General features: G+C 64.3%; 21 protein-coding genes and 1 tRNA gene. 17 read left to right on the forward strand and 5 right to left on the reverse strand.

What is annotated here, in order from left to right:
• The first annotated feature begins 3 nt into the window (after positions 1 to 3).
• The 6 genes from HMPREF9710_RS14230 (at position 4) to HMPREF9710_RS14255 (ending at position 5,774) form a co-directional block, all read left to right on the forward strand.
• Positions 4 to 354 (forward strand): RidA family protein, encoded by a 351-nt coding sequence (locus HMPREF9710_RS14230; RefSeq protein ID WP_005667398.1) that lies wholly within the window; start codon positions 4 to 6, stop codon positions 352 to 354.
• A gap of 14 nt (positions 355 to 368) precedes the next feature.
• Positions 369 to 2,609 (forward strand): RelA/SpoT family protein, encoded by a 2,241-nt coding sequence (locus HMPREF9710_RS14235; RefSeq protein ID WP_005667399.1) that lies wholly within the window; start codon positions 369 to 371, stop codon positions 2,607 to 2,609.
• A 99-nt stretch (positions 2,610 to 2,708) separates the two neighbouring features.
• Positions 2,709 to 3,515 carry an MlaE family ABC transporter permease gene (locus HMPREF9710_RS14240; RefSeq protein WP_005667401.1) on the forward strand — a complete coding sequence of 269 codons (807 nt, stop codon included), beginning with the start codon at positions 2,709 to 2,711 and terminating at the stop codon, positions 3,513 to 3,515.
• 19 nt (positions 3,516 to 3,534) lie between these two features.
• A complete protein-coding gene (locus HMPREF9710_RS14245) occupies positions 3,535 to 4,482 on the forward strand; it encodes an MlaD family protein (RefSeq protein WP_005667404.1) in 948 nt (315 codons plus the stop codon).
• Positions 4,479 to 5,123 carry a hypothetical protein gene (locus HMPREF9710_RS14250; protein ID WP_005667406.1) on the forward strand — a complete coding sequence of 215 codons (645 nt, stop codon included), beginning with the start codon at positions 4,479 to 4,481 and terminating at the stop codon, positions 5,121 to 5,123. Before HMPREF9710_RS14245 ends, HMPREF9710_RS14250 begins: the two co-directional genes overlap by 4 nt.
• A gap of 126 nt (positions 5,124 to 5,249) precedes the next feature.
• Positions 5,250 to 5,774 carry a hypothetical protein gene (locus HMPREF9710_RS14255; protein ID WP_005667409.1) on the forward strand — a complete coding sequence of 175 codons (525 nt, stop codon included), beginning with the start codon at positions 5,250 to 5,252 and terminating at the stop codon, positions 5,772 to 5,774.
• 66 nt (positions 5,775 to 5,840) lie between these two features.
• Here HMPREF9710_RS14255 and HMPREF9710_RS14260 read toward each other — a convergent pair whose 3' ends face one another.
• From HMPREF9710_RS14260 to HMPREF9710_RS14275, 4 genes are all read right to left on the reverse strand, one after another.
• Complete coding sequence (locus tag HMPREF9710_RS14260) at positions 5,841 to 6,710, reverse strand: phytanoyl-CoA dioxygenase family protein (RefSeq protein ID WP_005667411.1); 870 nt, start codon at positions 6,708 to 6,710, stop codon at positions 5,841 to 5,843.
• The gene (locus HMPREF9710_RS14265) at positions 6,685 to 7,890 is read right to left on the reverse strand and encodes a glycosyltransferase (RefSeq protein ID WP_005667413.1); all 1,206 of its coding nucleotides are present in this window, start codon (positions 7,888 to 7,890) and stop codon (positions 6,685 to 6,687) included. Before HMPREF9710_RS14265 ends, HMPREF9710_RS14260 begins: the two co-directional genes overlap by 26 nt.
• A gap of 159 nt (positions 7,891 to 8,049) precedes the next feature.
• On the reverse strand, positions 8,050 to 8,988 hold the full coding sequence (locus HMPREF9710_RS14270) for an NAD(P)/FAD-dependent oxidoreductase (RefSeq protein ID WP_005667414.1): 939 nt from the start codon (positions 8,986 to 8,988) through the stop codon (positions 8,050 to 8,052).
• A gap of 84 nt (positions 8,989 to 9,072) precedes the next feature.
• Complete coding sequence (locus HMPREF9710_RS14275) at positions 9,073 to 9,996, reverse strand: cation diffusion facilitator family transporter (protein WP_005667415.1); 924 nt, start codon at positions 9,994 to 9,996, stop codon at positions 9,073 to 9,075.
• A gap of 131 nt (positions 9,997 to 10,127) precedes the next feature.
• Here HMPREF9710_RS14275 and HMPREF9710_RS14280 point away from each other — a divergent pair.
• The 11 genes from HMPREF9710_RS14280 to HMPREF9710_RS14330 all read left to right on the forward strand — a co-directional run bounded on the left by HMPREF9710_RS14280 (position 10,128) and on the right by HMPREF9710_RS14330 (position 21,081).
• Positions 10,128 to 10,204: transfer RNA gene (locus HMPREF9710_RS14280), tRNA-Val, on the forward strand.
• 327 nt (positions 10,205 to 10,531) lie between these two features.
• Positions 10,532 to 12,442, forward strand: a complete 1,911-nt coding sequence (gene thrS, locus HMPREF9710_RS14285) for a threonine--tRNA ligase (protein ID WP_005667417.1) — start codon at positions 10,532 to 10,534, stop codon at positions 12,440 to 12,442.
• On the forward strand, positions 12,442 to 12,999 hold the full coding sequence (gene infC, locus HMPREF9710_RS14290; RefSeq protein WP_267871919.1) for a translation initiation factor IF-3: 558 nt from the start codon (positions 12,442 to 12,444) through the stop codon (positions 12,997 to 12,999). Before thrS ends, infC begins: the two co-directional genes overlap by 1 nt.
• A 295-nt stretch (positions 13,000 to 13,294) precedes the next feature.
• A complete protein-coding gene (gene rpmI / locus HMPREF9710_RS14295; RefSeq protein WP_005667419.1) occupies positions 13,295 to 13,495 on the forward strand; it encodes a 50S ribosomal protein L35 in 201 nt (66 codons plus the stop codon).
• Positions 13,496 to 13,515: 20 nt separating this feature from the next.
• On the forward strand, positions 13,516 to 13,875 hold the full coding sequence (gene rplT, locus HMPREF9710_RS14300) for a 50S ribosomal protein L20 (RefSeq protein WP_005667421.1): 360 nt from the start codon (positions 13,516 to 13,518) through the stop codon (positions 13,873 to 13,875).
• 134 nt (positions 13,876 to 14,009) lie between these two features.
• Entirely contained in the window at positions 14,010 to 15,023 is a 1,014-nt protein-coding gene (gene pheS, locus HMPREF9710_RS14305; RefSeq protein ID WP_005667423.1) for a phenylalanine--tRNA ligase subunit alpha, read from the forward strand.
• A 25-nt stretch (positions 15,024 to 15,048) separates the two neighbouring features.
• A complete protein-coding gene (pheT, locus tag HMPREF9710_RS14310) occupies positions 15,049 to 17,475 on the forward strand; it encodes a phenylalanine--tRNA ligase subunit beta (protein WP_005667424.1) in 2,427 nt (808 codons plus the stop codon).
• A 172-nt stretch (positions 17,476 to 17,647) separates the two neighbouring features.
• Positions 17,648 to 18,016, forward strand: a complete 369-nt coding sequence (locus tag HMPREF9710_RS14315; protein WP_005667425.1) for an integration host factor subunit alpha — start codon at positions 17,648 to 17,650, stop codon at positions 18,014 to 18,016.
• A 16-nt stretch (positions 18,017 to 18,032) separates the two neighbouring features.
• Complete coding sequence (locus tag HMPREF9710_RS14320) at positions 18,033 to 18,434, forward strand: MerR family transcriptional regulator (protein ID WP_005667427.1); 402 nt, start codon at positions 18,033 to 18,035, stop codon at positions 18,432 to 18,434.
• A gap of 284 nt (positions 18,435 to 18,718) precedes the next feature.
• Positions 18,719 to 19,351 (forward strand): response regulator, encoded by a 633-nt coding sequence (locus HMPREF9710_RS14325; protein WP_005667428.1) that lies wholly within the window; start codon positions 18,719 to 18,721, stop codon positions 19,349 to 19,351.
• Positions 19,352 to 19,542: 191 nt separating this feature from the next.
• Positions 19,543 to 21,081: a CHASE3 domain-containing protein gene (locus HMPREF9710_RS14330; RefSeq protein WP_005667430.1), complete on the forward strand. Its 1,539-nt coding sequence runs from the start codon at positions 19,543 to 19,545 to the stop codon at positions 21,079 to 21,081.
• Here the strand turns inward: HMPREF9710_RS14330 and HMPREF9710_RS14335 are convergent.
• Positions 21,062 to 21,796, reverse strand: a complete 735-nt coding sequence (locus HMPREF9710_RS14335) for a Crp/Fnr family transcriptional regulator (protein WP_143054549.1) — start codon at positions 21,794 to 21,796, stop codon at positions 21,062 to 21,064. The two genes, HMPREF9710_RS14330 and HMPREF9710_RS14335, sit on opposite strands and share 20 nt — an antisense overlap.
• Positions 21,797 to 21,817: the final 21 nt, after the last annotated feature.

Below are 21,817 nucleotides of genomic sequence, written 5' to 3' on the forward strand. Positions count from 1 at the left end.
ATCATGGAAATCAAACGACTGCACGTAGGCAAGCGCCTGTCCGAAGTGGCGATCCACAACGAAACCGTCTACCTGGCCGGCCAGATCGCCGAAGACACCAGCCAGGGCATCGAGGGCCAGATGCGCGAGGTGCTGGGCCATGTCGACCGCCTGCTGGGCGAGGCCGGCAGCGACAAGACCTGCATCCTCTCCTGCCAGATCTTTATCTCCAGCATGGACAACTTCCCCGGCATGAACAGCGTGTGGGACGAGTGGGTGGCGCAGGGCCATACCCCGCCGCGCGCGACCGTCGAAGCCAGGCTCGCCAACCCCGCCTGCCTGGTCGAGGTCTGCGTCGTCGCCGCCCTGCGCTAAGGCAGAACCGTCGTATGGTATCGACCGCCCTGTTGGGCGACGTCAACAGCGGCCTGGTCCAGGGACTGGGGCAGGAGGACTGCGTGCGCGTGCACGCGGCGCTCGATTACGCGGCCGCGAGCTATGGCGAGCGGGTCGCCTCGTCGGGCCAGGGCGCCTTCGAGTTCTCGCTCGGCGCGGCCGGCACCCTGGCCTACCTGAACACCGACGCCGAGACCCGCATCGCGGGCCTGCTGTTCGAGCTGGCGCTGATGGATCCGTCCACCTTCGGGCGCATCGAGGAGCGCTTCGGCCCCGAGGTGGCGGCGCTGGTGCAGGGCGTGCACCAGCTGATCCGCCTGCGCGACCTGACCGTCGGCCAGGCGCCGGTGGGCAGCGGCAAGAACGCGGCCCAGCAGGCCGCGGCCCACAACGAAACCCTGCGCAAGATGCTGCTGGCGATGGCCACCGACATGCGCGTGGTCCTGATGCGCCTGGCCTCGTGCGCCGCCACCTTGCGCCACTTCGCCGAACACAAGCGCTTCGACGAGGTCACGCGCGCCTATGGCCGCGAGGTGCTGGACTTCTATGCGCCGCTGGCCAACCGGCTCGGCATCTGGCAACTGAAGTGGGAGCTGGAAGACCTGGCGTTCCGCTTCATCGAGCCGGACACCTACAAGCGCATCGCCAGGATGCTCGAAGAAAAGCGCATGTCGCGCGAGAGCTTCGTGGCCTCGTCGATCGCGCGCCTGCAAAGCGAGCTGGCGGCGGCCGGCATCAAGGCCGACGTCTCGGGGCGGCCGAAGCACATCTACAGCATCTGGAGCAAGATGCGCGGCAAGGAGCTCGATTTCTCCGAGCTGTATGACGTGCGCGCTTTCCGCGTGATCGTGGCGGACATCAAGACCTGCTACACGGTGCTGGGCGTGATCCACAATATCTGGACCCCGGTGCCGAAGGAGTTCGACGACTACATCTCGCGTCCCAAGCCGAACGGCTACCGCTCGCTGCACACGGTGGTGACGGCCGACGACGGCCGGCCGCTGGAAGTGCAGATCCGGACGCAAGAGATGCACAATTTCGCCGAGTACGGCATCGCCGCCCACTGGCGCTACAAGGAAGAGGGCGGGTCCAACTTCAAGAGCCAGCAGTACGACGAGAAGATCGCCTGGCTGCGCCAGCTGCTGGCCTGGAAGACCGACGTGGCCGACGCCGTGGCCGGCCAGGAAGAGCAGCAGAAGGAATGGGTCGAGAAGCTCAAGGCGGCCAGCCTGGACGACCGCATCTTCGTGCTCACGCCGCAGGCGCGGGTGCTGGAGCTGCCGGTCGGCGCCACGCCGATCGACTTCGCCTACCACCTGCACAGCGAAGTCGGGCACCGCTGCCGCGGCGCCAAGATCGACGGCGTGATGGTGCCGCTGAACACCCCGCTCAAGAACGGCCAGACCTGCGAGATCATCACTGCCAAGGGCGGCGCCGGCAGCCAGGGCCCGTCGCGCGACTGGCTCAGTCCCGAGTACACGGTCTCGAGCCGCACCCGGTCCAAGATCCGCGCCTGGTTCCATGCGCTGGACATGGCCGAAACGCTGGCCCATGGCCGGGCGCTGGTCGAGAAATCCCTGCAGCGCGAGGGCAAGACCGCGGTCAACCTCGAGCTGCTGGCGCAGAAGCTGGGCTTCGCCAAGGTGGACGAATTGTTCATCGAGGTCGGCAAGGACAAGTTCAGCCTGCGCCACGTGGAAGCCGCGCTGCACGAGAACGCCGAGCCGGCGCCAGTCGAAGACGCGGCGGTGGTCAACAAGAGCCGCGCCTCGAGCGTGGAACAGGGCGCCAAGTCGGGCGTGCTGGTGGTGGGCACCGAGGGCCTGATGACGATGCTGGCCAAGTGCTGCAAACCTGCGCCGCCGGACCCGATCGTCGGCTTCGTCACGCGCGGCAAAGGCGTCTCGATCCACCGCCTCAGCTGCAAGAACTTCGCCGAGATGCAGGCCAAGTCGCCCGAGCGCGTGATCCAGGTGGAGTGGGGCACGGCCGGCTTCGAGACCGTGTATCCGGTCGACCTGTTCATCCTGGCGCAAGACCGCCAGGGCCTGCTGCGCGACATCTCCGAGGTGTTCTCGCGCGAGAAGATCAATGTGATCGGGGTGAACACCCAGAGCGCCAGGGGCCAGGCCCGCATGGTGTTCACGGCGGAGATCGGGTCGACGGCGCAGGCGCAGAAGGCGCTGGCGGCGATCATGGAGGTCTCGGGGGTGATGGAGGCGCGCAGGCAATAGGGCGCAGCAGGGCGCCGGCCTTGCCTCCGCGGACCGTGCGAACGTAATCATTTGTCACGGGTCCGCGCAATTGCCTGTAACCGAAGTATCATTCAGCCCATGCCGCGAACGATCCCGCCCATCGCCCAACCGACCCTGTGGCCCGCCTACCTGGCGCGCTACCTGCGCAGCTGGTGGTACATGATCCACCTGGGCGCGATCGCCGTCGTCACGGCGCTCTCGCCTTCCACCTGGCGCCGCGCGAGCTTTCACGCCACCGCGCGCCACATCCACGCCAGCACCTGGCAGGTGCTGCCCTGGTTCACGCTGGCCTCCTGCCTGGTCAGCCTGGTCATCATCCGCATCGTGCTGGTCACGGCCAGGAGCTACGGCCTGTCCGGCCTGGCGCTCGAGATGGTGGTGCGGGTGCTGGTGCTGGAACTGATTCCGCTGTCGGCGGCGCTGTTCGTGGCGCTGCGCGCCAGCATGGCCTTCGACGCCTCGGCCCTGGGCCTGGCGCGCTCGGGCCTGTCGATCCGCGCCGCCAGCGACGAAGCGCTGCGCCGCGTGCGGCGCGACCTGGTGCCGCAGCTGATCGCCAACGCGGTGGCGGTGCTGTCCCTGGCCATGGTCACCTCGATCACCGTGCTGCTGCTGGCCTACCTGAACGTGTATGGCCTGTCGCCCTGGGGCATCCCCGACTACACCCGCACGGTGGGCCGCGTGTTCGCGCCGGTGGTGACGGCCGGCTTCGTGCTCAAGACGGTGCTGTTCGGCCTGGCCGTGGCCCTGATCCCGACCGCCGCCGTGCTCGAGCTGCAGCGCTATCCGCGCGCCCTGGCGACCACCGTGCAGCCCGGCGCGCTGCGCCTGCTGTTCGTGCTGATCGTGATCGAGGCCGGCTCGCTGGCCCTGAAATACATCTGAATCCTGGAACGAGAACTACATGCCGGACCTGACTCCTGATCCATCCATTCTTGATGAGCCGAAGAACGTCGAAGCCAAGGCGGCGATCGTCCTGGTGATGCTCGGCCTGTTGATCGCGGCCTTCGTGCTGTACGTGATGTACGCGCGCGGCGTGTTCGAGCCGACCCAGCGCCTGACCCTGGTGGCCGAGGATTCGTCCGGCGTCATCCCCGGCATGGACATGACGTTCGCGGGCTTTCCGATCGGGCGCGTGCGCCAGGTCGACCTGGGCGACGACGGCAAGGTGCAGATCACGGTCGACGTCCAGAGCAAGGACGCCAAGTGGCTGCGCGCCTCGAGCGTGTTCACGCTCGAGTCGAGCATCGTCGGCGAGACCCGCCTGCGCGCCTATACCGGGGTGCTGACCGACGCGCCGCTGCCGCCGAACTCCACCCGCACCGTGCTGCGCGGCGACGCCACCGCCGAGATCCCGCGCATCGTCGCCACCGCCAGGGCGCTGCTGGAAAACCTGGAAACCATGACCGCCTCCGGCTCGGACGTCAACGCCAGCCTGGCCAACCTGTCGGCGGTGACGGGCCGCATGTCGGGCCGCTACGGGGTGCTGGGGGGCGCGCTGGGCGGCGACGAAGAGGCGAAGAAGCTGATGGAGGCGCTGGACCGGGTCAACGCCATCCTGGCCAAGGCCGACCAGCGCGTGTTCGGCAAGGCCGGCGTGATGGACGACACGCAAGCCGCGATCCGCCAGCTGGACGTGGTGCTGCAGGACGCCAGCGCCACGCTGAAGAAGGTCGACGCGGTGCTGGTCGAGGCCCAGGCGGTCGGCGCCAACACGCGCGCGGCCACCGAAGACCTGGGCGCGCTGCGCGGCGAAGTCGACGCCAGCCTGCGCAAGGTGAACCGCCTGGTCGAAGAAATCAACCGCAAATGGCCGTTCGCGCGCAGCAGCCAGGAGATCAAGCTTCCATGAAGATCGCATACGTATGCATTGCGGCCGTGCTGGCCGGCTGCGCCAGCAAGCCGTTGCCGCCGGACTGGCAAGCCAACGCCAAGGGCGCCCTGGACGCGTCGGTCGACGACTACCTGAAGGGGCACACGGCGGCTTCCGAGGCCGAATTCCGCGAGGCGCGGCGCGAGACGGCTGCCACCGGCCGGCTAGACCGCGTGGCCCAGGTGGAGCTGGTGCGCTGCGCGGCGCAGGCGGCCAGCCTGGTGTTCGAGGAGTGCCCGGGCTATGCGGCGCTGGCCGCCGACGCCACGCCGGCCCAGCGCGCGTATGCCGCCTACCTGGCGGGGCAGTGGGAGGGCCTGGACGTGGCGCTGCTGCCCGAGCAGCATCGCGCCGTGGTCGGCGGCGGGGCACTGGAGAAGATCGAAGACCCGCTGTCGCGCCTGGTCGCGGCCGGTGCGCTGTTCAAGGCCGGGCGCATGACGCCACAGGGCATCGCGCTCGCGGTCGACACGGCGTCGAACCAGGGCTGGCGGCGACCCTTGCTGACCTGGCTCGGGGTGCAGGAGCAGCGTGCCAAGGCAGCGGGCGATACCGGCGCGACGGAGCAGATCCGGCGTCGGATGGCGCTGGTGTCCGGCACGCTGCCGGCTGGGCAATGAGGGTATCCGTTGTTATGCGGTTGTAAACCTTGGTTAATCGGTCATTTGACCGCGGCTTGGCGCTTGTAGACTGGCCGTGCAGTCCGATGAAGCCAACCGTGTACAAATCTACCATGGAGCAGCGCCATGTCCCGCATCGACTTCGCCAGTCCCTACCGCGTGCAAGGCACGATCACTTCCTTCGGCGAGCTGGCCAAGAAGAACCCTGACGTGGTCTACAAGATGCCCGACGAACTGGTCGCCGAGGCCAGGCTGCACGATGAGCAGATGGCCGCGCGCCTGGAAGCAGGGCGCCGTTACGCCGACCTGCATCCCGACAAGATCCATGCCCAGATCACGTTGGGCGGCAAGACGTTGGCGACGATCTACGACTCCGGCGTCACCCACCTCGAGCGGGAAGCCTACGGCGCGCAACTGACCAATGATGGCGAGGGGCTGGCCTTGGCCGACGCCCGCATCGCCGACATCCTGAAGGCGATTCCGGGAGAGGTGAAATACAGGGATTTGACCGACCCGGGAGGTCGCTCGGCGCGTGCCGCGCCGGACTCGGCGCTGCCGAAGGTGACTGCGCGCAGCCTCATGCAAATCCTGCAGGACCTGGACTGGAAACTGGCGCGTGCGCGCATCGACGAGGGCACGCCCGGGGCTTGAGTGAATTGTCGAGAAGGCCAAAGCGACGATGGGAACGCCGTCGGGCGTGCCGATGGCGGTCTCGATTCAGGCTCGCGGAGGCAGGGTGTCCATCGGCAGCAGGCGATGCACCAGTTTCTCCGACAAGCGGCGCAAGCGATTCGCTGTGCCGGCGGGCGCCAGGAGGTCCAGGCGGCGGCCGAAATGGCTGACGCCCGGCAGCTCGACCCCGAACAATTGCTGGCGTTGCGGGTCGTTATCGAAACGCCCCAGATCGGACGGCGCCGCGCTGCGGAAGGCTTTCATCCAGAAGTGCCCGTAGGTGTAAATGAGCGATTTACGCACGCGATCGGTTTCGTTGGCTTCGGCCATGTGCAGCACGTGGGTGTTGAACAGCACGACGTCACCGGCGCGCGGCACGATGCGCACCGTGGCGCCGGACCCGGCCAGCGTCGGTCGATGCGGATTCACGTGCAGTGGCGGCAGGTGCTGGCTGCCGGGGATGAATGACAGGCAGCCCTGGTTCGGCGCCAGGTCTTCCAGGTAAAAATGGGCTTTGGCCAGGAAGCCCGGCGCGTGGGCGGGATTGACGCCCGAGACGCGCGCGATGTCGGAGTGGTAGGGGCTGGTGAAGGTCGGGCCGGGAAAGAACAGGCGCGCACTGGTCTCCTGCAACGCGATATCCTCGCCCACCGTCGCCCGCAGCAGCGGGAGCAGCTGCGGCAGGTCGACGAGGTCGACGAATACCGGGTCGGCGTCGAGGATGGCAGGCAGGTCGTGGAAGCGCTTGCCGCTGGCGCGCGCCTGGTCCGTCGCCTGCGCGTGACGGGCGGCGGCGGCATCGAAGGCGCTGCGCGCGGCGTCCCGCACCGCCTGCGGCAGCAACTGTTTCAGGTGAACGAATCCTTGTGTATTGTACTGGAGCGTCAGGTCAAGCAGCTGGTCGGTGGAGAGCATGGTCGATGGAGAATCCGGCGGCGTTGGAGAACAGGTTGAATTGGGCATGCGTGGTCGCATGCCAGGAGTGCAGGCGCGCATGCGCGCAGGTGGCTTCGCGCGCGGGCATGTCGGCGCGCAGGCGCCGCACGGCGTCGGCCACGCCTGCCGCCGAATTGGCGCGCAGCAGCAACCCGGCCGCATGGCAGCGCACCACTTCGGCGGTGCCGCCCACGTCGCTGGCCAGGGCCGGCGCACCGCAGGCCATCGCCTCGAGCAGCACGTTGGCCCAGCCTTCGCGGTTCGAAGCCAGCACCAGCGCGTCGGCGGCGCTGTAGCAGGTGCGCAGTTGGTCCTGTGTGAGGAGGCCGAGGAAGCGAACGCGCTCGTGCACGCCGAGTTCGTGGCACAGGGCCATGAGCTCGCCGCGTTCCGGGCCGGCGCCAACGATCATCAGGCGCACGCCGGGCAGTTCCGGCAGCGCGGCGATGACCTTGTCGTGACCCTTGCGTTCGATCAGGTGACCGACCGAGAGCAGGGTAAAGCCCTCGACGCCCAGCGTCGCACGTGATCGCGCATAGGGTTCCGGATAGAACAGATCGAGATCGACGCCGTTGCGCAGCGCATGGATGCGTTCTCCTGGCAGGCCGAGGCGGATCATGTCCTGGCGCAGCGCCTCGCACACGCTGATCATTGCGTACGCGGCATGCGCGGCCTGGCGGATCAGGCGGCGTGGCCAGGCGTGGCCCGGCAGCTGCGTGATGTCGCTGCCGAGGGCGCTGATGACGACCGGCTTGCCATAATGGCGCCCCAGCATGGCTGCAGCCACGCCATCGGGATAAAAGTAGTGAGCGTCGATCACGTCGAAATCGCCGCCCTGCGCGAGCAGGCCATCGATGGCCCGGCGTGCGGCGTGATACAGCGTCCAGGGCGTCATGTACATGCCGATCCGGGGCACATTCGCGTAGCGTGGATGCAGCACGTGCACGCCGTTACGGACTTCCTCGAGCGGTACCCGCGCATAGCGGGCATAGCGCCCGAAGAGGCCCGCGGTCGACGGGAACCACGGCACCGGCGCGACCACCACCGCGCGCATGGGGTGAAGGCGCAACTGCTGGCGCAGGCTGGTCTCGGTGAAAATGCCGTGGTGCGGCTCCACGGCATTCGGGTACAGAGTAGAGAACGTCAGGATATTCAGCATCGGGGTCGCTGGCAACGTTGATCGGTCGCGCCGCCATCAATCGATGATGATTCGGACGATGGGTATCGCAATGCAATTCCCATGCCTATCTGCAATCACTTGATTTTGTTCAGTATCTAAAACTTAAGTTATTCTGTTGTAAGTTTTATCGACAGTCAGTTACGGTCGGGCGCGCAGCGCCCACGGGAGCGTATTGTGGATGGTCGTGGCTGCAATCGCAGCCTGGCCCGCGGCCACCGCGATCTGGTTCAGTCCGCGGGTGACGTCGCCGATGGCGAACAGGCCCGGCACCGAGGTGCGGCAATGGTCATCCACCAGCAGCTTGTCGCACTCGACGGTCTCGGCGCCAAGCGCCGCAGCCAGTCCCGAACGTGCGCTTTCCCCGAGCATGGGATAGAACACATCGCATGCATAGTCCTGGCCGTCGCGCGTGTGCAGCACCGGTCGCAGCTCGTCGGTCAGGGTCACGCCGGCCAGCGGCGAGGTGATGTGCCGCACGTTCGCCGCTTCCAGCTGGCGTTTTTCGTCGGCGTCGACCGCCGATTCCTCGGTCCGCTCGAACAGCAGCACCTCGGTGCTGAAGCTGCGCATGAACAGCGCATGGCCGACCGGATTGACCTCGGAGGTGGCCACCGCGATGCGCTTGTCGATCACGTCGAAGCCGTCGCACACCGGGCACAGGCGCACGGCGCCGGCGGCCACCGCTTCTTCCCAGCGCTCGACCGGCATGCCGGCGTCGGCCACGCCGGTGGCCAGCAGCACCGTATGGGCGCGCAGGGTCGTCAAATCTCCCTCGGGACTGCAGCAGTCGGCCTCGAACAGCCCGTCCTCGATGCGCAGGTTCGTGATTTCGCCCGGAATCACATGGCCGCCGTAATTGCCGAGCTGGCAACGGAGCTGGTCCAGCAACTGCTTGCCGTTGATTCCGTCCGGAAAGCCCGGATAGTTGTGCGAGACGGGAATCCAGCCCAGCCGGCTATTGCCCTTGTCGACCAGGGCGACGTTGCGGGTGAAGCGGTGCAGGTAGATGGCGGCGGTCAGGCCGCCGGGCCCGCCGCCGACGATGAGCGTGTCGAATACATTGGTTTTCAGTTCCATGCGGCCGATTATCCCGAGCCGCTCGCCGGCAGGCTATCGGCGCGTGCCTCAACGCCGGGTCGGCATCGGCTTACAGGCGCGCCCTCAGAGCGATTTGCCGCCCGCGGCCTCGGGCTGCAGGGTCACGTGATCGATGCCGTGCCGTTCGCGCAGCATGGCGCGCACCGCTTCCAGCACCGGCGGCCATTCTTCCAGGCTGCGGATCTCGATATGGCCGATCAGGGCGGGGTGGCCTGGCGACATGTCCCACACATGCATATCATGCACGGCCAGCACGCCGTCGACGGCGGCCATGTCGGCGCCGACCTGCACGTAGTCGATCGCGTGCGGCACGCCTTCCATCAGGAAGTGGTACGACTCGCGCAGGATGCCGCTGGTCGAGCGCAGGATCAGGAGGGCGACGAAGATCGACAGGATCGGGTCGGCCTGCACCCAGCCGGTGATGTAGATGATGGCGCCGGAGGCGATCGCGGCCAGCGAGCCGAGCAGGTCGCCCATGACATTGACCAGGGCGGCGCGGGTATTGATGCTGTCGTTATTGCGCGAAAGAATCCATGCCACCAGCAGATTGATCGACGCGCCCAGGGCCGCGACCACCAGCACGATGCCGCCTTGTACATGCTCGGGATGGATCAGGCGCTGCACCGCCTCGTAACCGATCCAGGCCACCAGGCCCAGCATCGCCAGGCAGTTGACGAAGGCGGCCAGCGCCTCGGCGCGCACGAAGCCGAAGGAGTGGCGGGCCGACGGCGGACGCTTGGCGATCAGCTGGGCCAGCAGGGCCAGGCCGAGGGCGGCGGCATCGGTCACCATGTGACCGGCATCCGAGATCAGGGCCAGCGAGTTGGACAGGAAGCCGGTGATCACTTCGATCACGGCGAACAGCAGGGTCAGGCCGAGCGCCACCGCCAGCGCCTTCTGGCTGCGCGCCTCGATCGAGTGCGAATGGCTGGCGTCGCCGTCCAGGTGGGCGTGCAGGTGCGAAGGGTCGAGCGGCTTGTAGGTCATCGCTTGCGAAGTAAATATGGTGGCTGACCGCAAGTGTAAAGCATACGCCAGAGGGCAGGGGCGGGCCCTGCGGCAACTATTTCCGTGCGAGGGTTGCGGTTCCGCCATGCGGTCCTTATAATGGCGGCATCGGGCGGTTAGTTCAGCTGGTTAGAATACTTGGTCGACATCCAAGGGGTCGCAGATTCGAATTCTGCACCGCCCACCAGAACACAGAAATTCAAAGAAGCGTAGCGAGCGGAAGCAGTTCTGGTTGAGAAGCGCAGCCGTACTTTAGTACGGCGAGCATCGCAAACCGGAAATGCGAACGCGCAGTAGCTTGTTTGGGTTTCGTTGAGTAAGAGCGAGAAAGGCACCGACGGTTATGACACCGCGAACTACAACCTGGTTGTGGGGGAATCGCTAGACGCGAAGGGGTGTGCTTTTGCTCAACACAACGGAAAAACGCGGCTAGTGCCGCGTTTTTTTTCGTCTTTTAAATTTTCATTGTCTTTTTGTTTATTTTCACCGGCGCGTGCGCCAATTGGAGAACAGCATGCTGAACGTTCGACTTCCCGATGGCTCCAGCCGTCAATTCGACGGCCCCGTGACGGTGGCCCAGGTAGCACAGAGTATTGCCCCGAGCCTGGCCAAGGCCGCCCTGGCCGGCAAGGTCAACGGCAAGGTGGTCGATACCTCGCACTTGATCGAGAGTGATGCGGATCTGGCGATCGTGACCGACCGCGACCCGGAAGGCCTGGACGTGATCCGTCACTCGACCGCCCACCTGCTGGCCTATGCGGTCAAGGAATTGTTCCCGGAAGCCCAGGTCACCATCGGCCCGGTCATCGAGAATGGCTTCTACTACGATTTCTCGTACAAGCGTCCATTCACCCCGGACGACCTGGCCGCCATCGAAAAGAAAATGGTCGAGCTGGCCAAGAAGGACGAGCCGGTCACCCGCAAGGTGCTGCCGCGCGACGAAGCCGTGGCCTATTTCAAGTCGATCGGCGAAGCCTATAAGGCCGAGATCATCGCCTCGATCCCCGCCAATGAAGACGTGTCGCTGTACAGCGAAGGCGGCTTCACCGACCTGTGCCGCGGCCCGCACGTGCCGTCGACCGGCAAGCTGAAGGTCTTCAAGCTGATGAAGCTGGCCGGCGCCTACTGGCGCGGCGACTCGAAGAACGAGATGCTGCAGCGCGTGTATGGCACCGCCTGGACCAAGAAGGAAGACCAGGAGCAGTACCTGCACATGCTCGAAGAAGCGGAAAAGCGCGACCACCGCAAGCTCGGCAAGGCATTGGACCTGTTCCACTTCCAGGAAGAAGCGCCGGGCCTGGTGTTCTGGCACCCGAAGGGCTGGACCGTCTGGCAACAGGTGGAGCAGTACATGCGCCACAAGTACCAGGCCAGCGGCTACAGCGAAGTCAAGGCGCCGCAGATCCTCGACCGCACCCTGTGGGAAAAGACCGGTCACTGGGAAAACTACCGTGACAATATGTTCACCACCGAGTCGGAAAACCGCTCGTACGCCCTCAAGCCGATGAACTGCCCGGGCCACGTGCAGATCTATAACTCGGGCCTGCGCTCCTACCGCGACCTGCCGCTGCGCTTCGGCGAATTCGGCCAGTGCCACCGCAACGAATCCTCGGGCGCGCTGCACGGCCTGATGCGCGTGCGCGGCTTCACCCAGGACGACGGCCACATTTTCTGCACCGAAGAGCAGATCGAGGCCGAAGTGACCGCCTTCCACTCGCAGGCGATGGCGGTGTACGACGATTTCGGCTTCGCCAACATCGACGTCAAGCTGGCGCTGCGTCCGGAGGGCCGCATCGGCTCCGACGAAGTCTGGGACCAGGCCGAAGAGGCGCTGCGTTCGGCGCTGCGCGCCTGTGGCGTGGAATGGACCGAGCTGCCGGGCGAGGGCGCCTTCTATGGCCCGAAGATCGAGTACCACCTGAAGGATAGCCTCGGCCGTCCATGGCAGGTCGGCACGATGCAGGTCGACTTCTCGATGCCGGGCCGCCTCGGTTCCGAGTATGTCGCGGAAGACAATACCCGCAAGGTGCCGGTGATGCTGCACCGCGCGATCGTGGGCTCGATGGAGCGCTTCATCGGTATCCTGATCGAGAACTATGCCGGCGCGCTGCCGCTGTGGCTTGCGCCGGTGCAAGTAGCGGTGCTCAATATCTCCGACGCACAGGCTGACTACGTCAAGGAAGTTGAGCAAAAGCTGCGCCAGGCGGGCCTGCGCGTTCACGCTGATTTGCGGAACGAGAAGATCACCTATAAAATACGTGAACATTCCGTCCAAAAACTGCCGTATATCCTCGTTGTCGGGGATAAGGAAAAGGACGCGAACACTGTGGCCGTGCGTGCCCGCGGCAATGTCGATCTGGGCGTGATGTCCGTCGACGCGCTCGTGGAGCGTCTGGTAGGCGAAGTTGCCGCCAAGACGAAATAATCCCGGCCAATACCAATACATTCAAAGGAAAAGACATAGCTACTGACAAGCAGAATCGCATCAATGGCGAGATCACCCATCCGGAAATGCGTTTGAACGGTGTGGACAACGAGCCGCTGGGCATCGTGACCCTGGCCGAAGCGTTCCGTCTGGCCGAAGAAAAGAACGTCGACCTGGTTGAGATCGCGCCAAATGCGGTCCCTCCGGTTTGCCGCCTGATGGACTACGGCAAGTTCAAGTATTCGGAGCAGAAGAAGGCCCACGAAGCCAAGCTCAAGCAGAAGATCATTCAGGTCAAGGAAATCAAGTTCCGTCCGGGCACCGATGAAGGCGACTACAGCATCAAGCTGCGCAACCTCATCAAGTTCCTGGAAGAAGGCGACAAGACCAAGATCACCTTGCGCTTCCGTGGCCGCGAGATGGCGCACCAGGACATCGGCCTGCGCATGCTCGAGCGCCTGCGCGGCGACCTGGAGCCGTATGGCCAGGTCGAGCAGTTCCCGAAGCTCGAAGGTCGCCAGATGATCATGGTGGTCGCGCCGAAAAAGAAGAAGTAATTCTTCGCGCGAGGTAGATACACGGCCGGGTCCGTGGTGCTGGCGAAAGCCGGCGCCGCGGCCCGGCTTTCACACGTCCGTGTCGCGCGGGCGGGTGTGCGGATTGCCGGATGAGTTGCCGGGGGCCATGCTATTCCCCCAAAACCTGTGCTACAATCTGCGATTCCTGTTTTTAGAAACAGGTTGTAGCAGACTCGCTTCTGCTGCAAGACAAGTGAAAGTAGGCATCCAAGAGCAGCGTTGCTGCCACCTGCAATCCTGTCCCATATGAGGCTGTCCGCAAGGGCAGATGACTATGCCAAAAATGAAAACCAAGAGCTCCGCGAAGAAACGTTTTCGCGTGCGTCCGGGCGGTACCGTCAAGTCGGGCATGGCCTTCAAGCGTCACATCCTGACCAAGAAGACCACCAAGAACAAGCGCCAGCTGCGCGGCACCCGTAACATCAATGCGTCGGACGTGACCAGCGTCTACCGCATGATGCCATCTGCTGTTTAATCTCACACTAAGGAGCTAATATGCCTCGAGTAAAACGTGGGGTTACTGCACGTGCCCGTCACAAGAAAGTTCTTGAACTTGCCAAAGGCTACCGTGGCCGCCGCAGCAAGGTATACCGTATTGCCAAGCAAGCAGTCATGCGCGCTGGCCAGTATGCCTACCGCGATCGCCGCAACAAGAAGCGCGTCTTCCGCGCACTGTGGATCACCCGTATCAACGCGGCTTCGCGTTCGCACGGCATGACCTACAGCGCCTTCATGAACGGCCTGAAGAAGTCCGCGATTGAACTGGACCGTAAAGTCCTGGCCGACATGGCTGTGCATGACAAGCCGGCATTCGCCGCGATCGTCAGCGCCGTCAAGGCCAAGCTGGCCGCTTAATTCAAGCAGTCTGCTAGCAAGTCAGTGCCGCGTTAGCAATAGCGCGGCGCACTAGAAGCGGGGCAAGGGTCACACCTGTGCCCCGTTTTTGATTCTGGCGTCTCCCGCCAACGAAAAACAGGAAAAGAACAAGCATGAACCTGGAAGAACTCGTCGTCGCGGCTAGGTCCGACTTCGCGGCCAGCCTGGATGCCGCCGCGCTCGAAAATGCGAAAGCCAAGTACCTGGGCAAGACCGGCCAGGTGACCGACCTCATGAAGGGCCTCGGCAAGCTCGACCCTGAACAGCGCAAGGCGCAGGGCGCCCTGATCAATGCCGCCAAAGAACAAATCGAACAGGCCTTGACCGCGCGCCGCGAGGCGCTCGCCGAAGCGCAGCTGATGCTGCGCCTGTCCGCCGAGAGCATCGACGTCACCCTGCCGGGCCGCGGCCGCTCGAAGGGCGGCATCCACCCGGTGATGCGCACCTGGGAGCGTGTGGAGCAGATCTTCCGCTCGATCGGCTTCGACGTCGCCGACGGTCCCGAGATCGAGACCGACTGGACCAACTTCACCGCACTGAACAGCCCCGAGAACCATCCGGCGCGTTCGATGCAGGACACCTTCTATATCGAGGGCAACGACAGCACCGGCAAGCCGCTGCTGCTGCGCACCCACACCAGCCCGATGCAGGTGCGCTACGCGCGCACCCATACGCCTCCGATCAAGGTGATCGCGCCGGGCCGCACCTACCGCGTCGACAGCGACGCCACCCACTCGCCGATGTTCCACCAGGTCGAAGGCCTGTGGATCGGCGAGGACATCAGTTTTGCCGACCTCAAGGGCGTGTACCTGAACTTCGTCAAGGCGTTCTTCGAGACCGACGACCTGCAGGTGCGCTTCCGTCCGTCATACTTCCCGTTTACCGAGCCGTCGGCCGAGATCGATATCGCCTTCGGTTCCGGTCCGCTCAAGGGCCGCTGGCTGGAAGTGTCGGGCGCCGGCCAGGTGCACCCCACCGTCGTGCGCAATTTCGGACTGGATCCGGAAAAATTCATCGGCTTCGCGTTCGGCTCCGGCCTCGAGCGCCTGACGATGCTGCGTTATGGAATCAACGACCTGCGCCTGTTCTATGAAGGCGATCTGCGTTTCCTGAAGCAGTTCAATTAATTTGCGAAGCTGAGGTAGAAAGAATATGCAATTCTCGGAAAACTGGCTCCGTTCCATCGTCGATCCGAAGATGAGTTCGGATGAGCTGTCCCATCTGCTGACCATGTCCGGCCTCGAAGTGGAAGAGGTCGAGGCGGTCGCGCCGCCGTTCTCGAACGTGGTGGTGGCCGAAGTCAAGGAAGTGGTGAAGCACCCGAACGCCGACCGCCTGAACGTGTGCCAGGTCGATGCCGGCACAGGCACGTTGCTGAATATCGTGTGCGGCGCGCCGAACGTGCGCGCCGGCATGAAGGCGATCTGCGCCAAGTCCGGCGCGCTGCTGCCGCCGGGCGCCGACGGCAAGCCGTTCGAGATCAAGACCGGCAAGCTGCGCGGCGTCGAGTCGCAAGGCATGATGTGTTCAAGCAAGGAGCTGGGCATCTCGGAAGAGAGCAGCGGCCTGATGGAACTGCCGGAAGACGCCCCGGTTGGCCAGAACATCCGCGACTACCTGGGCCTGAACGACCTCAAGTTCACCATCAAGCTGACCCCGAACAAGGCCGACTGCCTGTCGGTGCTGGGCGTGGCGCGTGAAGTGTCGGCCCTGACCGGCTCGCCCCTGAGCCTGGCGCCGACGCGCGCCGTGCCGGTGAGCAGCGACGAAATCCTGCCGGTCAAGGTGTCGGCGCCAGACCTGTGCGGCCGTTTCGCCGGCCGCGTGATCCGCGGCCTGAACGCGCGCGCGGCCACCCCGGAATGGATGAAGCGCCGCCTGGAACGCAGCGGCCAGCGCTCGGTGTCGGCCCTGGTCGACATCTCCAACTATGTGATGCTGGAAGTCGGCCGTCCGTCGCACGTGTTCGACCTGGCCAAGATCCACGGTTCGCTCGACGTTCGCTGGGGCAGGAAGGGCGAGTCGCTCAAGCTGCTGAACGGCAATACCGTCGAGCTCGACGAATGGGTCGGCGTGATCGCCGACGACAAGGAGATCGAATCGCTGGCCGGCATCATGGGCGGCGACGCCACCGCCGTCTCGCTGGACACGACCGACATCTACCTGGAAGCGGCGTTCTGGTGGCCGAACGCGATCCAGGGCCGTGCCCGCCGTTATAACTTCTCGACCGATGCGGCGCACCGCTTCGAGCGCGGCGTCGACTATGCGACCATTCCCGACCATATCGAGCGCATCACCGCGCTGATCGTCGAGATCTGCGGCACCGGCGAGACCAAAGTCGGCCCGGTCGACGACCAGATCGTGAATCTGCCGCAGCGCCAGCCGGTGCTGCTGCGCACGGCGCGCGCGCAGAAGGTCATCGGCGTGCCCCTGAGCGACGAGCTGATCGCCGACATCTTCACCCGCCTGGGGCTGGAGTTCACGCGCGGCGAGGGCACGTTCCTGGTGACGGCGCCGTCGTACCGCTTCGACATCGAGATCGAGGAAGACCTGATCGAGGAAGTGGCGCGTGTGTATGGCTTCGAGAACATTCCAGCCAATCCGCCGGTGGCGCCGAGCGCCATGCTGATCGCGCCGGAAAACACCCGTTCGCTGTTCGCAATCCGCCATCAGCTGGCCGACCTGGGTTACCAGGAAGTGGTCAATATGAGCTTCGTCGAGAGCGCCTGGGAGGCCGATTTCGCCGGCAATCCCGAGCCGATCCGCCTGCAGAACCCGATCGCCAGCCAGCTCTCCGTGATGCGTTCGAGCCTGATCGGCAGCCTGGTCGCCAATGTGCGCTACAACATCAACCGCAAGGCGGGCCGCGTGCGCGCCTTCGAAGTCGGCGCCGTGTTCAAGCGCAATGGCGAGGTCCAGGATGGTCCGCTGGCGGTGGCCGGCTTTGATCAGCCCAAGCGCGTGGCCGCGATCGCCTACGGTCCCGCCGCGGACGAGCAGTGGGGCATGCCGACCCGCGCCGTCGATTTCTTCGACGTGAAGGCCGACCTGGAAGCGCTGTTCGCTCCGCGCCAGCTGCGCTTCGCCAAGGCCGAGCACCCGGCGCTGCACCCGGGCCGCTGCGCCACGGTCGAGCTGGACGGCAAGCAGATCGGCCTGGTCGGCGAGCTGCATCCGCGCTGGCTGCAGAAATATGACCTGCCGCAAGCGCCGGTACTGTTCGAAGTCGATGCCGACGCCCTGTGCGAGCGCGTGGTCCCGCGTTACACCGAGATCTCGAAGTTCCCGGGCGCCACGCGCGACCTGGCGCTGGTGGTCAAGCAAGACGTTCCGGCCCAGCGCGTGATCGATGCGTTCAATGCCGAGATCGCCGCCAATCCTGCAGGCAAGATCGTGCAAGCCGTTGTTTTGTTTGATGAATATCGCGGCAAGGGCCTGGAGACGGATGAAAAAAGTCTTGCTTTCCGCTTTAGCTTGCAAGATACTCAATCGACGCTGCAGGACGAAGCGGTCGATGCCATCATGGCAGCGGTCGCCGAATCGGCGTCGACGAAACTGAACGCGCGGCTGCGCGCATGAGTAGCGAAACAAGCAGAGAAATCCGATAGTAGCTACAGTCCATGACGGGCAAGCCAGGCTTGTCCGTCATCCGAAACATCGTTCGACTTGAAGGCAGGGCTTCAAAATTAACAACAACGACCTTGATTCCGCCGTTTTCCAGGAGGCGCTGGCCGCCGATCTGGACCGCGCCATGCAAGTGGCGCGGGTACGCAAGGAAGCTGAACAGTCATTGCCGACCTTGACCAAGGCCGAGCTGGCCGAGCTGCTGTTCGAGCAGGTCGGCCTGAACAAGCGCGAAGCCAAGGACATGGTCGAAACCTTTTTTGACGAAATCCGCAATGCGCTCGAGCGCGGCGAAGCGGTCAAGCTGTCCGGCTTCGGCAATTTCCAGTTGCGCGACAAACCGCAGCGGCCCGGCCGCAACCCGAAAACGGGGGAAGAAATCCCCATCACGGCGCGCCGCGTCGTGACATTCCACGCCAGCCAGAAACTCAAGGGAATGGTCGAAGAGACCACACCAGGTAGTCCACCCGCGGGTTCCCTGGCGCGTGCAGCCTGAGGACGCCCGATAAGCAATGAATGACCGACCGAACAAGATCGAACCGAACGTGCTGCCGCCGATTCCGGCCAAGCGATATTTCACGATTGGGGAAGTCAGTGACTTGTGCGGAGTCAAACCCCACGTTTTGCGCTACTGGGAGCAGGAATTTACTCAGCTTAAGCCGGTCAAACGTCGAGGAAACCGCCGATACTATCAGCACCACGAAGTCCTGCTGATCCGGCGCATCCGCGCGCTGCTGTACGAGCAGGGCTTTACCATCAGCGGCGCACGTAACCGCCTCGACGGTCGCGCCAGCGCGGCGGCCGAGTTCGAGCTGGACCTGCCCGACAGCCCGCCAGCGATCGACTGCGACAAGCTGCGCGCCGATCTGCTGGACATTCTCGACTTGCTTAAAAACGGCGCGCGGCCGGTGTAAAGCCCTGGGCTTGCCATCCGGCGTCGGCAGGGCCAGTCGTGATCACGTGCCGCCCAGAATCTCGCGTTCGCCCGCCGCCGGGTCGTCCCCGGTTCAGTTGCCGGTGTTGCGCTGGTCAGACGTCGGTCGCACGCGGCTTATGTATACTCAAGCATTCGTGCACCTGTTGAACGCGGCCCTCTGAGTGTTAAAATGTCACCCGCGCATATGCTGAATCTAACGCATGTAAACCGGGCGGTTCAGACCCGGCACTTTCCTGCGCAAGGAAAATTTAAGGGAAGACAATGATACGCGTTGCCATTTGTGACGATCACCAGATAGTTAGAGCAGGATTCAAGCAGATTTTTTCATCGTCGGGCGATTTCGAAGTCGTCGCCGAAGGCGCCACCGGCCGCGAGGCCCTCGATATCGCACGCCGCGAGATCTGCGACGTGCTGCTGCTGGACATCGCGATGCCCGACCAGAGCGGCATCGACATCCTGCGCACCATCCGCCAGGGCCAGCCCAATCTGCCGGTGCTGATCCTGTCCGGCTACCCGGCGCAGCAGTATGCGCTCAACCTGTTCAAGATGGGCGCCAACGGCTATCTGAACAAGGAGTGCGAAGCCGACGAACTCAAGACCGCCGTGCGCACCGTCTACCAGGGCCGCCGCTATGTGTCCTCCACGGTCGGCGAACTGCTGGCCCAGAGTTTCGACCGCGACCCCAATACGGCGCTGCACACCGAGCTGTCCGATCGCGAGTTCCAGGTCTTCCTGCGCCTGGCGAAGGGCGCGACCGTGTCCGACATCGGCAACGCGCTGTCGCTGTCGATCAAGACCGTGTCCACTTACCGTACCCGCATCATGGAAAAAATGGGCCTGCAGTCGAATTCCGACCTGACCTATTACGCCATGAAGAACAATCTGCTCGATTAATCCTCTGCTGATTTTTTAGCCAGATTCATCTGACAACGCGCCCACCAGGGCGCGTTGTCACGTCTGGACAGGTGTGTTACATCCTCAAGCGCAAATGCAACAAAAGGTTACGGCAGAGAATATCGCAGTGCAACATTGCGTCCATACGCCTATAATGAAGGGCCACATTCCTTGCGCGAAAGGAAGCCTGGATGTACTTTACTACCGCTGCGGACGAGAAAACCATCCGTAGTCTCCCCCTTCACAAGACCCTGCTGTGCCTGATGTGCGTGGTGCTGCTGGTCGTCAATGGTGTGTTCCTGACGCGTAACCTCGACGATTTGCGGGCGGCCAACGCGCTGCAGGCGCAGACGGCCCAGGTGTCGGACGAGCTGCAATACCTGAACCTGATCGTCACCGACGCGGAAAGCAGCCTGCGCGGCTACTTTCTGTCGGGCGACGAGGTGTACCTGGGCCCACTGCGCAGCGCCTCACAGCAGATCGACAAGCAGATGGGGTCGCTCGATGACTTGCTGCGCGATAATCCTTCCCAGGCAAAGAACCTGCAGCAGTTGCGCACGCTGGTCGACAAGAAATTTGGTTTGCTTCAGCAGTCGCTCGAGGTCTACCGCGAAGGCGGGCTGAACGATATCGTGGCGATCGCCGCCTCGCCCGACGACCGGGCGCAGATGGACGAGATCCGGCTGCAGGTCGTGATCATGACGCGCGAGCAGAACGAACTGCTCGCCACCCGCACCGCCGAGTTCTACCAGCAATACCGCCACGCCGTGGTATTTGGCGTTGGCATCAATGCCGCCGCCATCTTCGTGCTGCTGCTGTTCTACAAGATGATCAAGCGCGCCTTCCGCTTGCGCCTGTTGGCCGAGCGCGCCCTGCAACGGTCGAATGATGGCCTGGAAGAAGTCGTGGCCGAGCGCACCGCCCAGTTGTCGGTGCTGTCGCGCCATCTGATCAAGGTGTCGGAAGAAGAAAAATCGCGCCTGGCGCGCGAACTGCACGATGAGATGGGGGCCAACCTGACGGCGATCGGCATGGACCTGTCCACGGTCGGCGAACACCTGCGCGCCAGCCATCCGGAACTGGCGTCGAAGCTGGCACGCGCCAAGCGCACCCTGGTCGACACCGTGCAGCTGAAGCGCCGCATCATCGAGAATTTACGGCCGAGCCTGCTCGACAATATGGGGCTGTCTGCCGCGCTGCAAAGCTATTGCGCCGATTACGCGCGAGTCACGTCGCTCGATTGCGATGCCCTGATCGATGCCGAGGCCGACGCCGCCGGCCCGATGCAGGCGATCGCGCTGTTCCGTATCACGCAAGAGGCGTTGAACAATATCGCCAAGTACGCCAAGGCGAGCAACGTGATCGTCAACCTGACGCGCGAGCCCGAAGGCTGGGGCCTCGAGATCACCGACGACGGCATCGGCATTCCGCTTGACGCCATGGCCAGGTCGAAATCGCATGGCTTGCTCGGCATGCGCGAACGCGCCTTGCTGCTGGGCGGCACGCTGGTGGTGGAGCGTGGTGTGAATGGGGTGGGAACGTGCGTGCGCGCCTTGATTCCGGCGGCGGCCCCAGGGGGCAATGAGGAGGCGGGTGCTGCAGGGGGGATGACTGCCGCCGCGGTCGCCTTGTCGTGCGTACAGGCCGAAGCGGTCTTGCTGGATCCGCCGGCCCCGGACGGGGCCAAGGCGAATCCAGTGTCACATCATCTCAACGCGCCACATCCATGAGCAGGCGGTCGTATTCCGATTTGGCGACCTTGTAGCATTCGCCCGCATATTCTTCCAGGCCGGCGCGGTCCAGCACGGTGATGTTGCCGCGGCGGTACTGGATCAGGCCTTCGTCCTGCAGCTTGCCGGCGGCGGCGGTGATGCTTTCGCGGCGCACGCCCAGCATGATCGAGATCAGTTCTTGCGTCACTTTCAGTTCGTTGCTGGCCGAGCGGTCCAGGCGGTCGAGCAGCCAGCGGCACAGCTTCTGTTCGATCGAGCTGTGACGGCCGCCGACGGCGTTCTGGGCCATCTGGGCGAACAGCGCATTGGTGTAGCGCATCAGGAGCTGGGGCAGGGCGCCGCCGCGGTTGAAGGCGTCGCGCAGATATTGGGTCTTGAGGCGGTAGCCGTAGCCGGCGCTCTGGACCACGGCGCTGCAGGTGGCGCGTTCGCCCATGAACAGCGACACGCCGACCGCGCCTTCATGGCCGACCACGGCGATCTCGGTGGTGGCGCCGTCTTCCATCACGTACAGCAGCGACACGATTGCGGTCGTCGGAAAATACACGTATTCCAGTTTGCTGCCATACTCGAACAACTCTTTACCGAACGGCATCGGGACCAGTTCGAGATGGTCGAACATCTCTTCCAGGTCGGTACGGGGCAGGGCGGCCAGCAGTTCGTTCTGCTGGGTGCCGCTGTAGCTCACGACCGGTTTCGACGCGGACTTCATTGCCTCACTCGTGGCAGGGAT

Origin of the sequence: Massilia timonae CCUG 45783 (genome assembly GCF_000315425.1) — a bacterium.
GTDB lineage: Bacteria > Pseudomonadota > Gammaproteobacteria > Burkholderiales > Burkholderiaceae_D > Telluria > Telluria timonae.